General features: G+C 35.4%; 18 protein-coding genes. 8 read left to right on the forward strand and 10 right to left on the reverse strand.

Translation table 11 applies throughout. The annotated features are described in order from the left end of the window. Positions 1-230: 230 nt before the first annotated feature. Positions 231-1,376: an LCP family protein gene (locus ACTDJC_RS20400; protein ID WP_440604542.1), complete on the forward strand. Its 1,146-nt coding sequence runs from the start codon at positions 231-233 to the stop codon at positions 1,374-1,376. A gap of 60 nt (positions 1,377-1,436) precedes the next feature. Here the strand turns inward: ACTDJC_RS20400 and ACTDJC_RS20405 are convergent, their stop codons facing one another. The 9 genes from ACTDJC_RS20405 to cdr form a co-directional block, all read right to left on the reverse strand. Continuing rightward, a complete protein-coding gene (locus ACTDJC_RS20405; protein WP_098308183.1) occupies positions 1,437-2,216 on the reverse strand; it encodes a sulfite exporter TauE/SafE family protein in 780 nt (259 codons plus the stop codon). A 111-nt stretch (positions 2,217-2,327) separates the two neighbouring features. Then, entirely contained in the window at positions 2,328-2,807 is a 480-nt protein-coding gene (locus ACTDJC_RS20410) for a DsrE/DsrF/DrsH-like family protein (RefSeq protein ID WP_253628671.1), read from the reverse strand. Between the two features lie 108 nt (positions 2,808-2,915). Continuing rightward, positions 2,916-3,212, reverse strand: a complete 297-nt coding sequence (locus ACTDJC_RS20415) for a rhodanese-like domain-containing protein (protein ID WP_098308179.1) — start codon at positions 3,210-3,212, stop codon at positions 2,916-2,918. Positions 3,213-3,228: 16 nt separating this feature from the next. After that, on the reverse strand, positions 3,229-3,597 hold the full coding sequence (locus tag ACTDJC_RS20420; RefSeq protein ID WP_440604543.1) for a rhodanese-like domain-containing protein: 369 nt from the start codon (positions 3,595-3,597) through the stop codon (positions 3,229-3,231). Between the two features lie 491 nt (positions 3,598-4,088). Beyond that, positions 4,089-4,316, reverse strand: coding sequence for a sulfurtransferase TusA family protein (locus tag ACTDJC_RS20425; protein ID WP_098308173.1), 228 nt, complete (start codon positions 4,314-4,316; stop codon positions 4,089-4,091). 69 nt (positions 4,317-4,385) lie between these two features. Then, on the reverse strand, positions 4,386-5,516 hold the full coding sequence (locus ACTDJC_RS20430; RefSeq protein ID WP_440604544.1) for an MBL fold metallo-hydrolase: 1,131 nt from the start codon (positions 5,514-5,516) through the stop codon (positions 4,386-4,388). Between the two features lie 47 nt (positions 5,517-5,563). Beyond that, positions 5,564-6,133 carry a sulfurtransferase TusA family protein gene (locus ACTDJC_RS20435; protein WP_440604545.1) on the reverse strand — a complete coding sequence of 190 codons (570 nt, stop codon included), beginning with the start codon at positions 6,131-6,133 and terminating at the stop codon, positions 5,564-5,566. A gap of 87 nt (positions 6,134-6,220) precedes the next feature. Next, positions 6,221-6,484: a metal-sensitive transcriptional regulator gene (locus ACTDJC_RS20440; RefSeq protein WP_035432943.1), complete on the reverse strand. Its 264-nt coding sequence runs from the start codon at positions 6,482-6,484 to the stop codon at positions 6,221-6,223. Positions 6,485-6,711: 227 nt separating this feature from the next. Continuing rightward, positions 6,712-8,379 carry a CoA-disulfide reductase gene (cdr, locus tag ACTDJC_RS20445; RefSeq protein WP_440604546.1) on the reverse strand — a complete coding sequence of 556 codons (1,668 nt, stop codon included), beginning with the start codon at positions 8,377-8,379 and terminating at the stop codon, positions 6,712-6,714. A gap of 247 nt (positions 8,380-8,626) precedes the next feature. Here cdr and ACTDJC_RS20450 point away from each other — a divergent pair, with 247 nt between their 5' ends. The 7 genes from ACTDJC_RS20450 (at position 8,627) to ACTDJC_RS20480 (ending at position 16,216) form a co-directional block, all read left to right on the forward strand. Continuing rightward, positions 8,627-10,846 carry an MMPL family transporter gene (locus ACTDJC_RS20450; RefSeq protein WP_440604547.1) on the forward strand — a complete coding sequence of 740 codons (2,220 nt, stop codon included), beginning with the start codon at positions 8,627-8,629 and terminating at the stop codon, positions 10,844-10,846. Positions 10,847-11,097: 251 nt separating this feature from the next. Next, positions 11,098-12,492 carry a sensor histidine kinase gene (locus ACTDJC_RS20455; protein ID WP_098308165.1) on the forward strand — a complete coding sequence of 465 codons (1,395 nt, stop codon included), beginning with the start codon at positions 11,098-11,100 and terminating at the stop codon, positions 12,490-12,492. Between the two features lie 244 nt (positions 12,493-12,736). Further along, positions 12,737-13,810, forward strand: coding sequence for an ABC transporter permease (locus ACTDJC_RS20460; protein ID WP_440604575.1), 1,074 nt, complete (start codon positions 12,737-12,739; stop codon positions 13,808-13,810). Beyond that, positions 13,810-14,523: an ABC transporter ATP-binding protein gene (locus tag ACTDJC_RS20465; RefSeq protein WP_098308161.1), complete on the forward strand. Its 714-nt coding sequence runs from the start codon at positions 13,810-13,812 to the stop codon at positions 14,521-14,523. The genes ACTDJC_RS20460 and ACTDJC_RS20465 overlap by 1 nt, the downstream gene beginning before the upstream one ends. Positions 14,524-14,759: 236 nt before the next feature. After that, on the forward strand, positions 14,760-15,128 hold the full coding sequence (locus ACTDJC_RS20470) for an HsmA family protein (protein WP_429717971.1): 369 nt from the start codon (positions 14,760-14,762) through the stop codon (positions 15,126-15,128). A 181-nt stretch (positions 15,129-15,309) separates the two neighbouring features. Next, positions 15,310-15,708 carry a DUF2871 domain-containing protein gene (locus tag ACTDJC_RS20475; RefSeq protein WP_336483298.1) on the forward strand — a complete coding sequence of 133 codons (399 nt, stop codon included), beginning with the start codon at positions 15,310-15,312 and terminating at the stop codon, positions 15,706-15,708. A 13-nt stretch (positions 15,709-15,721) separates the two neighbouring features. After that, a complete protein-coding gene (locus ACTDJC_RS20480) occupies positions 15,722-16,216 on the forward strand; it encodes a CcdC family protein (RefSeq protein ID WP_440604548.1) in 495 nt (164 codons plus the stop codon). A gap of 314 nt (positions 16,217-16,530) precedes the next feature. Here the strand turns inward: ACTDJC_RS20480 and ACTDJC_RS20485 are convergent, their stop codons facing one another. Continuing rightward, positions 16,531-17,199, reverse strand: a complete 669-nt coding sequence (locus ACTDJC_RS20485; protein ID WP_440604549.1) for a MerR family transcriptional regulator — start codon at positions 17,197-17,199, stop codon at positions 16,531-16,533. Positions 17,200-17,253: the final 54 nt, after the last annotated feature.

Consider the following 17,253-nt stretch of genomic DNA (forward strand, 5'->3'; position numbering starts at 1 on the left):
TATATATGGCAGCCTTTTTTCTAGATTTGTGTATTCTTTGCATATATTTTTCGTTTTTCCTCTCTACAAATCATCAAAGAAAAAAATCTATTACACTAAATTACCACCAAAATAGATAGAAAATTTCTAATATGTAAATAAATTTTAATATTCTTTTTTATAACAAAGAATTATAATTAGTTGATGTAAGCGTTGCACTAGCTTCAATTAGCGATGAAGGAGTATATAAAATGGATCAACAACCAAATTTACGTGAACATAAGCCTAAAAAAAGCAATAAAAAATTTAAAATTGTAGGGTTTGTTATTGTATTATTTTTAATTATCGGGGGAGGTTACACTTGGTTCTTAGTGAGTAAAGCATCTTCAGCTGTTCGAAATGCCGCTCATGATTTAGCGCGTGGTGATAAATCCAAATTACGTGAACAAGCTGTCAAACCCATTTCTAATAACGTATCTGTTTTAATTATGGGGATTGATGAAAACCAAGGACGTGAAAAAGAGTACGCGGGCTCATTTCATACAGATGCGCTGCTACTCGCAACTTTTAATAAGGATAGTAGAACAGTAAAACTAGTAAGTATTCCACGTGATACATACACGTCCATTCCAATAGAGAAGAAAAAAGATAAAATTGCACATGCATATGCATTTGGTGCTGTAAAAAATGGAAAGGATGGTGGCCCTCAAGCTACTATTGATGCAGTAGAAAAACTATTTAATGTTCCTGTCGATTATTTTGTTAAATTTAACTTTAAATCGTTCATTAAAGTTGTCGATGATTTAGGGGGAATCGACGTGGATGTACCCGTTACGTTTACAGAACAAGATAGTAACGATACAGCCGGTGCAATTCATCTCGAGAAAGGGTACCAGCATCTAAATGGAGAACAAGCTCTTGCTTTAGCAAGAACACGCAAAATCGATAGCGATGCTATGCGTGGTCAACGCCAACAACTTGTCATTGAAGCTACTGTAAAAAAACTAGCGAGTGCTGGTTCCATAACAAAAGTAGGAAAAATCATTGATGATATTAATGGAGACTTTAAAACAAATTTCTCCTTTGATGATATGTTATCATTCTACAAATATGGTATAGGGTCTTCAATTGAAAAAGTACAACTAGCTGGCGAAGACTGTTATATGGGAAAGGATAAAATATGTAAGCCTTCTTATGAGAAGGGTCTTACCTATTATTACATGCCTGATCAAAAAAATATAACAGAGATAACAAACCAACTACGCAACCACCTTGGACTTCCTGCTGATACAAAACCTGTAGCCCAAGATGAAGATAAAAATCAGAATCAAGACCAAGAGGATAAAGAACAACCTACATCAAAGAATCCAACAAGCCAATCAACAAATAATAATTAATGTAAAAATAAGTCCTATGAAAATAGGACTTATTTTATATGAAAAAGTGAAGTTAGCATACTACAACAACATATCCATCCAAATTTTAACCGATGTTGCAACAATTAATATCGCTAATATCCACTGCAATATTTTTTGGTTCATTTTTTTACCGACACTCGCTCCGATAGGCGATGCAAGTAAACTTGCAATGGCAATGATTATAGATGGAAATACAACTACTTGTCCTGTAGAAATTTTTCCAACCATAATACCTATAGAAGAAATAAAAGTAATCGCTAATGAAGTCGCGATTGTCATACGTGTAGGCAATTTGAGGATGACAAGCATAATAGGTACTAAAAGAAAAGCTCCTCCTGCTCCAACAATCCCTGAAGCAGAACCTACAATAAAAGCTAAAACACTAGCTAACCACTTATTATACGTAAGTTCATCTAAAGGGAGATCATCACGATTCTTTTTCGGCACAAACATCATAATGGCTGCAATTGTAGCTAAAATCGCATACACAACATTTACTTGGTTCTCATCTAATACCTTTGAACCAAGACTCCCTATAAAACTTCCTATTAAAATACTCGTTCCCATATATAGCACTAATGTTTTATTTATATAACCACTTTTACGATACGCCCATACACCTGCAAAAGTCGCAAAAAACACTTGTACAGCTGTAATTCCACTTACTTCATGTGCTGTATACCCAGCAAATCCTAATAACGCTGGAATATACAAAATCATGGGATAGTTAATAATGGCACCACCAATGCCGACCATTCCTGAAATAAATGAACCAATAAAACCAATGATAAAGAGCACAACGATAAGGCCAAGGCTCATGTTCATTCTTCCCCCTTTTGAAAAGAAGGTATCCTATTCATAGAATACCCTCATCAATTTCTTTATTTCGATACGTACAACTACCCATTAGAGATTTAAAAGGGGGTAAATTTAAATAAACAAGTTCACATTTCCTTCAGACGCATCCGCTAAATATGCTGCAACTCCTGCAAATTCGACATCTTCCATAATTTCTTCTTCTTTTAGTCCTAATAAATCCACTGTCATTTGACAAGCGACTAGCTTTATTCCTTGTTCTTTCGCCATATCAATTAAATCTGGCAGTGGCATTGCATTATGTTTTTTCATGACATGCTTAATCATTTTCGGTCCCATACCTGCAAAATTCATTTTCGATAACCCCATCTTATCTGCACCGCGGGGCATCATCTTTCCAAACATTTTCTCTAAGAAATTTTTCTTTGCTTTTACCGGCTCATCTTTACGCAGCGCATTCAACCCCCAAAATGTATGGAAAATGGTTACTTCTTGATCATACGCTGCTGCACCATTTGCGATAATATACGCTGCCATCGCTTTATCGTAATCTCCGCTAAATAACACAATTGTTGTTTTTTTCTTTTGTTCCATATTGAATCCTCCCGTCATTACATATACCCGTATAGGTAATTAAAAAATCCGTACAAAGTCCTTTCACAACTGAAAGGACTTTCTGTCTTCTGTTCATCTATTTCATAACTACTCTGTTTTCCCTTCCCAAGCTAACATTCCACCATTCATATTGATAGCTTGGAAACCCTGACTTTCTAAAAATTGAACTGCTCGTGAACTTCTACCACCAGAATGACATACAATCACATACTCTTTATTTTTATCTAACTCATGCATGCGAAACTCTAATAAGCCAAGTGGAATATGAAGTACTCCCGGAATTTTCCCTTCAGCAACTTCTTCTACCTCACGCACATCAATCATGTTTACCGTTTCATTACTCATAAGTTTATGTTCTAATTCTTTCGCAGTAATTTCTTTCATTCTTCATACATCCTCCTTAACTCCAAGCGTTCATACCACCTGAGACATTTATAATATGTTTAAACCCTAGCTTCTTTAAAATTTTTGTTGCTTGTTTACTTCTCATTCCACTTTGACAAATTACAATTACTTCTTTGTTTTTATCTAAGCTATTTGCTTTTTGTACTAATTCATTTAATGGCATATTCCGAAAACCTTGAATATGATTGCCTCTAAATTCCCCTAGTGTACGAACATCAATCAATTGCTTATTCTTTTTCTTGATCTCATCTTTTAGTGCTTTTCCGCTTATATTTTTTACTCCCTTAACAGGTAAAAAACGAGAGATAACAAACCAAGAAATAAGCGCAATAAAAACGATGTTCAATGCTACATTCGTACTCATACAACATCCCCTCCGTTCACTTTAAATCGCAAATCCATACTCGTCATGCAATCTCTTATTATTTACACGGACATTTTGTTAAGCTATAGCTTTGTATATGAAAGCCTTTCTTTCTCAAAAAACGTATACTCAAATTTCGATCTAACGTATTATTGACAATAAGATGAATCGGGCTATCTGGAATCTCATGATAATATCTCGCTAAATATGCGTATGGTATTTGAATAGACTCGGGAATGCTTTCCTGACTGCTTTCATTATAATCACGTGAATCTAAAATAACTTCATTACCATATTTTACAGTTCTAGGATGTGAAATGCATGGAACACCTAAGATAGGAAAGTAACGTCTAAAAAGTATACGGGCAAAAACAATCATTAACGCAATACCTATATAAAACATGTTTATCATTATCCCCCTATTTTTAAATTCATTTAGCTCCATACATTTCTCAATATACACATTGAATTCCGCAATAAGGCTCTTATTTTTACGCTTTCTTAATCCAGAATTTTAGAACACCGTCTTCTTCAACATGTTGTAATACTTCATGTCCACCTGTTTGTGCCCATGCTGGAATATCTTTTATAGAACCTTTATCTGTTAAATGAACCTCTAGCACCTCTCCAGATTGCAGGGCATCCATCGCTTTTTTTGTTCTTACGATTGGCATTGGGCACGCTAATCCTTTTGCATCTAATACTTGTTTTACATTCATTTTATATACCTCCAGTAGTATGTTTTATTTTAAATTTGTTTCCTAATAGAAGATAACTAGAATCTCATGTTATTCATGTACTGCACAGCGATTTGGCCCTATTTCCATTTCACGCTGTTCTTCTTCATTTGGATTGATTTTCCCCATATTCGTTTGACGAATTTCTTGATATGCATTCGGCTGTGGTGGTAAGTTTTCTGTAACTGTTTTACGAAACTCTGCCTCATCCTCAATATTTAATCCTGCATTCTGTACAAATAAATCTTTCAATTTTGCGCTAACTACGCCTTGTTCATCCAGTTCACTCACTTTAGAATAATGAGCTGGTAAAACAATTAACTCTTGAGATAGTTCTTTGTAACGTTTATATAAAGTAGTACGTAAATCACTTACCCAGTCTTCTGCCTTACCCGCAAGATCTGGGCGACCGATGGAATCTACAAATAAAATATCACCTGATAGAAGATAAGAATTATCTACGATAAATGACGTACTTCCAATTGTATGACCTGGTGAATAAATTGCTTGAATGTCAATTTTTGTTGTTCCAACTGTAATGACAGTTCCTTCTACAAGCGGCTCATAAGAAAATACGACCTCTTCTGCATCTTTTGGTGGTAACCAATACGTAGCGTTTACCTTCTCAGCTAACTTACGACCGCCAGAAATATGATCGGCATGTAAATGTGTATCTAAAACATTCGTAATCACAACACCTTGTTCTTTCGCAAAACTTTCATAAGCTTCGATTGTACGTACAGAATCAATCACTGCCGCTTCACCATTCGAAACAACCATATACGATAAACAACCTTTTCCGACGCGGTTAAATTGATAAATGCTACCGCCATCTTTTAAATTACCTACTTTAATTGGTTTAACATACTCACTCCAAGCTTTCATACCACCAACTAAATAATAGACATTCTCTATCCCAGCTTCTACGAGTTGTTCAGCAACAAACATAGAAGATCCTTCTTTCGCACATACAACAAGAATATCTTGATTTTTTGGCAATTCAGCCATAATACCGTCTACACCTTCTAATAAATCAAAGTATGGCTTATTAATAGACGCTACTTGTTTTCCTTCGATTTTCCAATCCACATAATCTGCTTCATTACGAACATCTAAAATAAACAGTCCTTCAAACAACACCTTCTCAGCAACATCTTTCGCTTGTAATCCTACAATACCCATTACCTTACCCCCTATGGTATATTTTCATTTAAAAAAATAAAAACTCTTTATTCCTGCTCCAAAGTACCTTGCCACTGCGACATACCAGGGACTACATTTTTCACATTCAAGAAACCTTGTTTTTCTAATAACTGACATGCTAGATCACTGCGGCTGCCTGTGCGGCAAATGACATAAATCGGTTTTGTTTGATCAAGCTCACTCCATCTTTCTTCTAAATCACCTAACGTAATTGAGACAGCAGATGGCACATGACCAAAAGCGAATTCAGCTGGTTCCCGTACATCTAACACAATGCATTCTTCTTGAGATGCTAATTTATTTTGTAGTTCTTCATTGGTCATTGTTTGAGGATATTGAATGGCTTCCTTCATTTCCTCTTGACGTGCTTTTCGTAAATAATGCTTCAAAACACCGTTCTCATTTTTCGTACCGAGATATTGATGTCCTACATTTTTCGCCCAAGCTTGAATATCAGCTACTGATCCTTTATCTGTCGCTTCCACTTCAATGACTTGCCCTGCTTCTAATGTATCCATTGCTTTCTTCGTCCGAACAATTGGCATCGGGCATGCTAAACCTCTACAATCCAAAGTAGTATTAACTTTTATACTCATGTTTCATTCCTCCTGAAACTATCATTATACACATACCTGTACGGGTATATTAAAATTATTTTTAAAATCTGTCAATAAATTGACAGATTATCTACTTTTTACAAGTAGTTGTACAGCCTCTTTGATTACATCTTCATTAGACGTATCACCTTTTTCAAACTGCTCGCGAAGACATTTTTCTAAGTTCGTTCCGACAATTAATCCAATGGTACGATCCATCGCAGAACGTGATGCAGTCAATTGTGTAATCACTTCTTTACAATCTTTTCCTTCTTCCATCATGCGAAGTACACCACGAATTTGTCCTTCAATTCGCTTCAAACGATTCTTCATGTCTTGACCATATTCCAATGTATGAGCACCTCCATGCTTTTATTTGTTTTATGTTAAAGTAAAGTGTTTATTTAACCTTATACACGTATATTATACCCTAGAGGGTATTTTGTAAACCCCTCTTTTTTATTTTTTTGTGATAAGGTGAAACTTCTATCAGTGGGGCGTTCTTCATCCCCACTGATAGTTAGTTGAACCAATCGGGCCTTTACGGGCAGTTATCACTTATAATAAACAAGCTTAAGTTATTCATGCGCAACGCGGTTTGGCAAAACTGTCGCATACAATTTAAAACCACCGTCTACATTCTTTGCTGCATACCCATTTTCCATTAAAATACGTGCTGCTACGTAACCTCTCATGCCAAGTTGACATGTAATATAAATTTCTTGATTTGTTGGAATTTCATGCAGTCGATCACGCAATTCATCCAATGGGATATTCACAGATCCTTTTATGATTCCTTGTTTTAATTCATGCGGTTCACGAACATCAATTAAATATCCGCCTTTTTCAACGATGTCATCAATTTCATGCCATTGCACTATATGAACAAGCCCTTCAATCATATTGCTTGCTGCATACCCTACCATGTTTACAGGATCTTTAGCAGAAGAATACGGCGGAGCGTATGCTAATTCTAAATCAGGTAAATCCATAACCTTCAATTTTGCTTTCATTGCTGTTGCGATGACATCGATACGTTTATCTACGCCACCCTGGCCTACAGCTTGCGCTCCGTAAATTTCTCCAGTTTCCTTGTTAAAGATGAGCTTTAGTAAGATCGGATACGCATTTGGATAATACCCCGCATGAGAGTTTGCTTGTACGTGAACTACCTCATAGGGTATCTCTAAACGTTGTAATACTTTTTCATTCACTCCTGTTGAAGCTACTGTCATTTCAAACACTTTTGCAATGGATGTACCCATCGTTCCTTTATATATAGACTCTGCACAGCCATGAACAATATCCGCTAATAGACGCCCTTGACGATTTGCCGGCCAAGCAAGTGGAATCATTGTTTCCGTTTCCGTCACAAAATCTTTTACCTCAATCGCATCTCCAATCGCATAGATAGACGGATCAGAAGTTTGCAATGTTTCATTTACTTTAATTGTCCCTCGAACTCCTAGTTCCAGTCCTGCATCTTTTGCCAAGCTGCTTTCAGGTTGAACGCCGATAGAAAGAATAATCATATCCGTATGAATTTTTGTACCACTTTTCAGACGAATAACTGTTCCATCTTCTTCGAATGCCTCTACCCCATCTTCTAAAATGAGCTGAACGCCATGCTTTGTCATATGTTCGTGAACGTATGCTGCCATTTCATAATCAATCGGCGGCATTACTTGATTGTTCATTTCAACAAGTGTTACATCAATGCCTCTTTCTCTCAAGTTTTCAGCCATTTCAACGCCGATAAAGCCTCCGCCAATTACAGTCGCATGACGCGGTTTATTTTCATCAATATATCCTTTCATACGATCTGTATCAGGTACATTTCGTAATGTAAATAATGCTTTCGCTGTTTCAATGCCTGGAATTGGCGGAACCATCGGCTTAGAACCCGGTGAAAGAATTAAAACATCATAAGATTCTTCGTAAGTTTCATTTGTAACTACATTTTTCACAACAATTGTTTTTTCTTCTTTATTAATTTTTATTACTTCGCTTAAAATGCGAATATCTAAATTAAAACGCTTTGACATTTTTTCAACTGTTTGCACTAACAACTTTTGTCTTTCTTGAATGACTCCGCCAATATAATAGGGCAGTCCGCAGTTTGCAAATGAAATATACTCTCCGCGCTCAAACATAATAATCTCATCATCTTCACTTAAACGACGCAGACGTGCTGCAACTGATGCTCCGCCAGCAACTCCGCCAACTACAAGAATTTTTTTACTCATCCTTCTTTTCCTCCTTCATATATGGTTCAATCATTTCTACTTTTTAATTACATATACCCGTATAGGTATATAATAAACATAAAAAAACATTAATGCAATATTTCCAGCTCGATATTTCCATTTGTTCACAAAATAGAAACAAAGTTAAAAACTAATTATCGACATAATTTTTGTAATATTCTGTTCATATTCCGTTCATATTTATACCCTAAAATTTTCTTGAAAATAAAAAAGGGAGGTTATACATGTGATTAATCGTCCTTTACACAAACTTGCTCGTTTCATAAGTAGTCCAAAGGGTGCCAAAATAGTTTTAATCGGCTGGATTCTTGTTATTGGCGTTTTAAGTTTCATCGCACCAGCAGCCAAAAAATACGCAACAAGCAGTGGTGAAGGAAGCATACATGAAGATACTCCATCCGCTGTAGCTCAAAAAATATTTGATGAACAATTCCCATCCAAAGATGGAGCAGTCGCCCTACTTGTTTTTCATGGAAAAGATGCAATCACTGAGGCCGAGCGTGCAAAAATCTCAGAAATTAGTAAGTGGCTTTCTTCAGATGATAAACCGAAAAATGTAGCAAGTGCTTTACCATTCCACCAACTCCCCAAAGCCACACAAGATAAAATGTTTTCCAAAGATAACACGACTATTCTTTTAAATATTGCGCTAATGAAAGATTTAGAATCGGATCAAATTTATGACACACTAGAGCAAATTCGAAACCATGTGAAACAAACAGATATAGGAGATTTACAGTTCGAGATTACAGGTCCAGCTGGAATTGCAGCGGATACGATTACGCTGTTCAAAAACGCTGACTTCGTATTGATGTTTGCAACAATAGGATTGATTCTCATTATATTAATCATCATTTATCGCTCTCCCCTACTCGCCGTCATTCCATTAATCATTGCGAGTATTGTATATCAAGTAGTCGATCGCATTTTAGGATTAGCAGGCCAAAATGGATGGTTCGTCGTTGAAAAACAAGCTCTTTCCATTATGATGATTCTGCTCTTTGCTGTTTTGACAGATTATTGTTTATTCATCTTAGCTCGTTATAAAGAAGAGCTAAAAAAGACGAGTTCGAAGTACGATGCGATGCAAGCTGCATTAACGCAAGTAATGGAACCTATTTTATTCAGCGGCGGAACGGTGCTGGTTGCGATGCTTACATTGTTCTTTGCTGTTTTTAATGCATATCATAACTTTGCCCCAGTATTTTCAGTTGCTATGGTGTTCATTCTTCTTGGAGGCATCACACTCATTCCCGCTCTATTTGCACTAGTAGGTCGAAAAGCATTTTGGCCTTTCATTCCAAAAGTAGCCGAAAAAGAAGAAAAGTTAAGCGGCTTCTGGACAAATGTAGGCACTTTTGTAAAGAAAAAGCCTTCCATCACAGCAAGTATACTGTTAATTATGCTCATTCTTGCTTCACTGAACGTTGGATCTATGAAATATTCATTTAATTTAATGAAGTCATTTCCAAATGACATTTCATCGCGGCAAGGTTTTGAAATCTTAGAGGAAAACTTTCCACCAGGACAATTAGCACCTGTGACTGTCATTTTGAAATCAGATAAAGAAATTGCATTAGACCAACCATTTGTTGAAAAATTAGCTTCATTATCAAACTCAATCAAAGAACTAGATGGGGTAAATACCGTTACACCTGAAATCACTTCAGGATTATCCGCACCAAATTCGAATTTGCCAAAAAATTTCTTATCAGAAGAAAAGCATGCCATCAGACTGCAATTGACCTTGCAAGACAACCCATACGATAAAGCAGCTTTAAATACAATAAGTACGCTCCGAGACAATAGTAAGGACTTGTTAACGAAAAGTGGCTTCGATTCAGAGCAGTATTCCTTGCATTATAGCGGGCAAACAGCACAGCAATTAGATGTGCAAGCTTTAAATCAAAAAGATACGATCGTGACGTTCTCGCTCATTTCCCTTTTCATTCTCATTATGCTGACATATCAATCACGATCTATCATTATCGCGTTCACAATGATGATAACAATGTTACTTTCTTATTCAGCAACGCTAGGACTAGGTTGGATGATCTTTCATTATATTTTAGGTTACGACTCGATTAGCTATCGTCTACCGGTCTACACCTTTGTATTTCTCATTGCATTAGGGGTGGACTATAATATTATGCTCGTATCCCGAATCAAAGAAGAGGCACAAAAACATGAATGGAAAGAAGCTGTGGCACGCGGGGTTGCTTTAACAGGGGGCGTCATTTCATCAGCAGGTATTATACTCGCAGCTACATTCGGCGTACTCATTACGCAACCACTTCAGGAACTCTTTCTGTTCGGTTTGACGATGACAATGGGGATTTTAATTGATACATTCCTTGTTCGTGGTATGCTGCTCCCTTCGATTCTAATTTTTTTCAAGCCAAACCGTTCCAAGCAAATTTCTTCAATTCCAACAGATTTGAAATAAACTAATGGTTCATCGTTTAAATAAAGTGAAAAGTGTGCTATCAAATTTGCTGACAGCACACTTTTCGTTTTATTCGCAATTGTAATAACGTGTTCATCTTCTGTTCATAAACATTTCTTATTCTACAAACGTAGAACTCCGTCAGTTTTTTCTTCCTCCCCACTTCTCTTCTTTATTTTTTCAAAATTTCAAGGTGGAAGTCTTACTGCCCGTTAATGCGGGATAGAAAAATGAATTAGAGGTGAAATACTATGCGATCATTATATTCAAGATTTGTCATTATATCGATTTTTATTATGTTAATTAGTAGTGTTGTAGCATTTTTACTTACAAATGTATATTATCATGTGTATTTAAAACCATATAACAGTGAGAAAATTTTAAAGTATGCAGAAGAAGTAAAGCATTTATATGAAAAAAATACAGAACTTAATAAAGATGATTATTTACAATCTATTTCTAGCCTTGGCTTTGAAATTTACTTAGTAGACGATAAAAAACAAGGTAAGCGATACGGTGATGATTTCAAGAAAATGAATGTTAGCGAAGAGACGATTGAACATGTATTAAACGGAAATATATACAATGGGATTTTAACATATCCAAATCATTTATTTGCTACCGGCTTTTTTGACAATACACTTTCGAATAGTATAGGAATTCCTGTTGAAAATAACGGTAAAGTGTATGCGCTATTTATTCGCCCAGATATTCAACAGCAATTTGGAGAATTACGTATTTTCTATGCTGTTTTATTAGGATTAACTATTATAATCAGCCTGATTTGTATCGCGATAGCTACCCGCTTTGTCGTTCGCCCTATTCAAAGATTTACAGGCGCGACAAAAGAAATTGCAAGTGGGAACTATGATTTAGCACTGCCAGAAAATCGGCGCGATGAAATTGGCACACTTGCAACTAGCTTTCGGAGAATGGCCAAAAGATTACGAAATTCAGAGCAGATGCGACAAGAATTTGTTTCGAATGTTTCGCATGAATTTCAGTCACCATTATCATCTATTCAAGGATTTTCCAAAACATTACAAACAAATGATTTAACGAAATCTGAGCAGACACATTACTTAGAAATCATTGAATCCGAAAGTCGACGCATGTCCAGTTTATGTAAACAATTATTAATGTTAGCATCGCTTGATAAAGAAGATCTTACTTTATGTAAGCAACCTTTTGATTTAGGGAAACAAATAAAAGATATTATTTTTATGCTTGAGTGGGAATGGCGAACAAAAGAACTTGCAGTTGAAATGGATGTTCCTAGCATACAAATTTACGGAGATGAAAACTTGCTTCATCAAGTATGGACCAACTTGTTTACCAACAGCATCAAATTTACAGAAAGCGGCGGAACAATTTCATTTGAAGCAGAAGAACTGGAAACAGAGTGGCGTATTTCGATTACTGATATGGGTATTGGTATACCGGAGAATGAAATAAAAAAAATATTTGATCGTTTTCATAAAGTCGATACTGCGCGAAACAGAAATGTAAATGGAAGCGGATTAGGTCTTTCTATTGTAAAAAAAGTCGTTGACCTTCATGGCGGAGCAATAACTGTTGATAGTGAACTTGGAAAAGGAACGACCTTTTCCATTTACCTTCCGAAACCAAAAGAAGAATCTATATGAAAACTCCCATCAGTGGGAGTTTTTTTCATCCCCCACTGATAGTTAGTTGAACCAATCGGGCTTTTACAGGCAGTTATTCCCCACCTATCTTCTTCGTTTTCTCTTAATCTTGAGGTGGAGGTTTTACTGCCCGCGAATAGCGGGATAAACGGTAGACTCTGCTTTTGTAATATTTTGTTCATATTCCGTTCATATTTCCTCTTTATGATAAGAGCATAGAACGAAACAAGGAGGAATGAACGTAATGTTTTTAGCACTTAAAGAATTAAAACAATCAAAATTACGATACGGATTAATCGGTACAATTATGATACTTTTATCATTTCTTGTACTTATCATATCAGGTTTAGCAAATGGTTTATCTCATGATAATGCCTCTTCCATTATCGAAATGAAAGCAGACAAGTTTGTAGTATCAAGTGATGCCGAGGGTAAATTATTACGCTCTCAAATTAAGCAAGACGACGTAGATAAAGTATTAGCACAAGTTGATGAAAAAGATGCGGTTCCAATGCATCTTAAAATGACGACATTTGAAAAAGAAGGAAGTTCAAAAAAAGTTGATGCTGCTATTTTTGCAAGTAAACAAGATGCATTCATTGCCCCAAAAGTGATTGAAGGGAAAAACAGTGCTTTAGCAGACAATGAAATCGTTGCTGATGAATCCATCAAAGAAAAAGGTATAAAGCTTGGAGATGAGCTAGTAGATCCTATTTCTAAGAAAACTTTCAAAGTTGTTGGATTTACAGAAAATCAAATGTTTAGCCATACACCTGTTGTTCATATGAATGAAAATGTATGGAGCAGCATTGCAATGCCAAATGAAAAAGATTACAGTATAATCGCTCTAAATACTGATAAAAAAATCGATAATACAGATAATGTAAAAATCGTTGATAAAAAAGAAGTACTACAAGGTATTCCAGGTTATAAAGAAGAACAAGGAACATTAACAATGATTATTGCGTTTTTACTTGTAATTTCAGCATTATTAATCGGTGTTTTCTTCTATGTTATTACTTTACAAAAAACACACCAATTAGGCGTATTAAAAGCAATCGGAACAAAAAACTCATATTTAGCAGGTAATTTAGTTGTACAATCTATCTTCTTATCTGGTGTCGCTCTTGTAATCGGCATTGGCTTAATCTTGGCAATAGAGACTGTTTTACCAGCTGGCATGCCATTCTTATTAACAACAACAACAATCTTACAATATTCAGGTATCTTTATCGTAATTAGTATATTCGGTACACTAATTTCTCTATATCAAGTATTGAAAGTAGATGCACTAGAAGCAATCGGAGGTGGAATGTAATGGTAACAGAAGTGAAATGGGATAACCCAGCGTCATTATTAAAGCTTGAACAAGTAAGTAAAGTATATGGCGAAGGAGATACAGAAGTAACTGCCTTACATCCAATTACATTAGATGTAAAAGAGGGCGAATTCATCGGTATTGTTGGTCCATCAGGTTCAGGGAAAAGTACATTGCTTTCCATTGCTGGTGCACTTCTCTCTCCTTCAAAAGGAAACATTTATATTTCTGAGCAAAACGTAACAAATTTATCAGAAAAAGAGATGACAAGTATTCGTCTAGAAAAAATTGGTTTTATATTCCAATTCGCGAATCTCGTACCTTTCTTATCGGTTAAAGAACAACTTTTATATATCGCTAAGTTAAAGGGAGAAAATAAAAAAGAAGCGGACAAGCTTGCAACTGAATTACTGAAAACATTTGGATTATCACATCGAATGAATCATTATCCAAATCAACTTTCAGGCGGTGAAAAACAACGTGTAGCCATCGCTCGTGCTTTTATGAATAATCCAGACTTAATTTTAGCCGATGAACCTACTGCTAGTCTTGATTCAAAACGTGCTAGAGAAGTAGTTGAATTAATGAAGCATGAAGTTAAGAAAAACAAAAAAGCAGCAATTATGATTACACACGATGAAAAAATGCTTGATGTATGTGATCGAATTTTAACACTTCGAGATGGAAAATTACTACGCGAAAACGAAATTTAAGAGCAAAAGTCCAATAAAAGTAATCTTAAAAAAACTTTCTTATTCCCTATCTGACTTGGGAATAAGAAAGTTTTCTTTCATTTAAAGCATACTTTCATTTTCATTTACAACATAACGTAATTTTAATATAATAATTAGACAAATTTCATATGTAATATTGCGTTCATATTCTATTCATAATTCTCATGTAACATGCTTTATATAAAGCAAATGACTGTTAGAAAGGAATGATGAACGTGTTAGCATCTGCTATTACATTTATTACAGCTGCACTTATTTTTTATACAATCGGAGTATGGAGTGAAAAATTTCAAAAAACATTAAAACCTTGGCATGTCGTTATTTTTTGGCTTGGATTAGTGTGTGATACGCTCGGAACTTCATTAATGGAGAAAATGGCTTCAGCAGGATCTCTCCTCAGCTTTCACGGAATAACAGGCCTATCAGCAATTTTACTTATGCTATTTCATGCTGTTTGGGCAACAGTTGTGTTAATAAAAAAAGATAGAAAAATGATGACAACATTCCACACACTAAGCGTTATCGTATGGTTCATTTGGTTAATCCCATATATTTCTGGCCTCATATACGGAATGACAAGATAAAGTGAAACTTCCGTCAGTGGTCCCCCACTGACGGAAAGCTCTCACCAATCGGGCATTAACGAGCAGTAAGCCTCTCTGGATCTTGAGGTGAGAGACTTACTGCCCGTTAATGCGGGATAACTTTTAAATATGGCTCTATTCCCAGAAATAAACATTGCTAATACTACCTTAGGAGGTTATTATGAAAAAGTTATATAATGCATCTTTTGTCTATTTAATTATCGGTTTATTTTCCGGTGTATTTGCAAGAGAATATGCAAAAGCGCAGGGAATTCAAGGCACTACTCTGCTGAACCTTTTGCACACACATATGTTAGTTCTTGGATTTTTGTTCTTTTTAATTGCCTTTGCATTATCAAAATCATTTGCATTTCATGAAGTAAAAGGTTTTAACGCGTGGTTCATCGTTTATAATATAGGATTGATTGCAACAGTTGGTTCACTGGCGGCCCGCGGACTTCTTCAAATAAATGGAACTGATTTTAAAGGATTAAGCCATATAGCAGGAACGTCTCATACTATCATTGGCATCGCTCTAGTTTGGTTTATGATTTTATTAAAAAAATCATACAAAGGATAAAAGGAGGTAAACTATGAACTTAAATATAAACTTCCCTGTTGTAATGAGTATTGTTGCTCTTTGCATGGCTATTGGAATGATGATTATTCGCTTAAAATCAGCAAAGAAACCTGTATCATTAAAGAAAATTATACTCCCACCGATTTTTATGAGTACGGGAGCATGCATGTACATCTTACCAGAATTCCGATTAACAACATCAGAAATTTGGGAAGCAGTTATCGTTGGTTTATTTTTCTCTATTTTTCTTATTAAAACATCAAAATTTGAAATACGCGGAAAAGACATCTTTTTAATACCTTCTAAAGCATTTATATTTATTTTAGTCGGTTTACTTGCTGTCCGCATCGGTATGAAAGAATATTTAAGTCAATCAATTGATTTAGGACAATTAAGCGGTATGTTCTTCTTACTTGCTTTTGCGATGATCGCATCTTGGAGAGTTGGAATGTATCGTTCATTTATGAAATTGCAAAAGGAAATGGATTTTGTAAGTAAGAGTGTTTAATTAAAAAAGCGCATCTCTAAATAACGTGAGTCCGGTATTATACCGGGCTCACGTTATTTATTTTCTATAGTGTTTGGCTTCCCTAGCGACCTTTACACACACTTCCGATGTGAAAAACCAAGAGTAATACTACTTACGAGTTGTAGTATTGCTCTTTAAAGTTGCTTAAATATTGATAAATACAATAGTAAATGCCCCCAAATAAAGTTTTTCAAGTCTAAGAGATTATTCAATAATCCCGTTTGACTAGGCAAAAAGAAAAAGCCGTAGCTATACAAATGCTTACGACTTTTTCTGTGATAATAAAGATGAATTTAACTGTGTGATATAGCATCCTTGATGTAGTCAGAAAGCTGTTTATCAATCTTATCTATTCCTAATTTCTTTCCTACTTCAGGATTTTCTTTATAATAACGTTCAGCTGCTTTGGAGATTTCAGGATCCCTAAAAGTCAACTTATTGAGGAGTTCGTTCCATTGTTTTGCTAATTGTGTTACGTCTAGGTTTTCGGATGGTGTTCCTTTCTCATATTCCATTCGTATTTTTGCAGTTATTTCAGCCCATTCACTTACACATTGTCTTCTTTCCTCTAGTCCCATTTGTTTGAACATTTTATCTTGTTGCTCTTGGGTAAAATATTTTTCTTTACTCATATTTGTCACCTCAATTAAATTTATAAATTGTTCTGCGCTCACTTCTTGTTGACTGTTAAGCAATTCGTATATTTTTTCCAACCGACTGCATAATTGTTTTTGTATTCGAATGTACTCTTTTACACTATCTAGCTGTGCTTTTATAACTTCGACTGGATTTAAATTTGGATTTTCTATCATTTCTTTAATCTGACCCAAAGCAAAACCTAGCTGCTTAAGTGACATGATTTGTTGTAACTTGGCAATATCTGTTTCAGTGTAAATCCTATGTCCCTTATCAGAAGAAACCGAAGGAGAAAACAATCCCATTTTGTCGTAATGATGGAGCATCCGTACCGTAAGTCCAGTTTGTTTAGCTAATTCTCCAACTTTCCAAGTTTTTTA

The organism is Bacillus sp. GB_SG_008 (genome assembly GCF_052038115.1).
Classification (GTDB): domain Bacteria; phylum Bacillota; class Bacilli; order Bacillales; family Bacillaceae_G; genus Bacillus_A; species Bacillus_A rhizoplanae.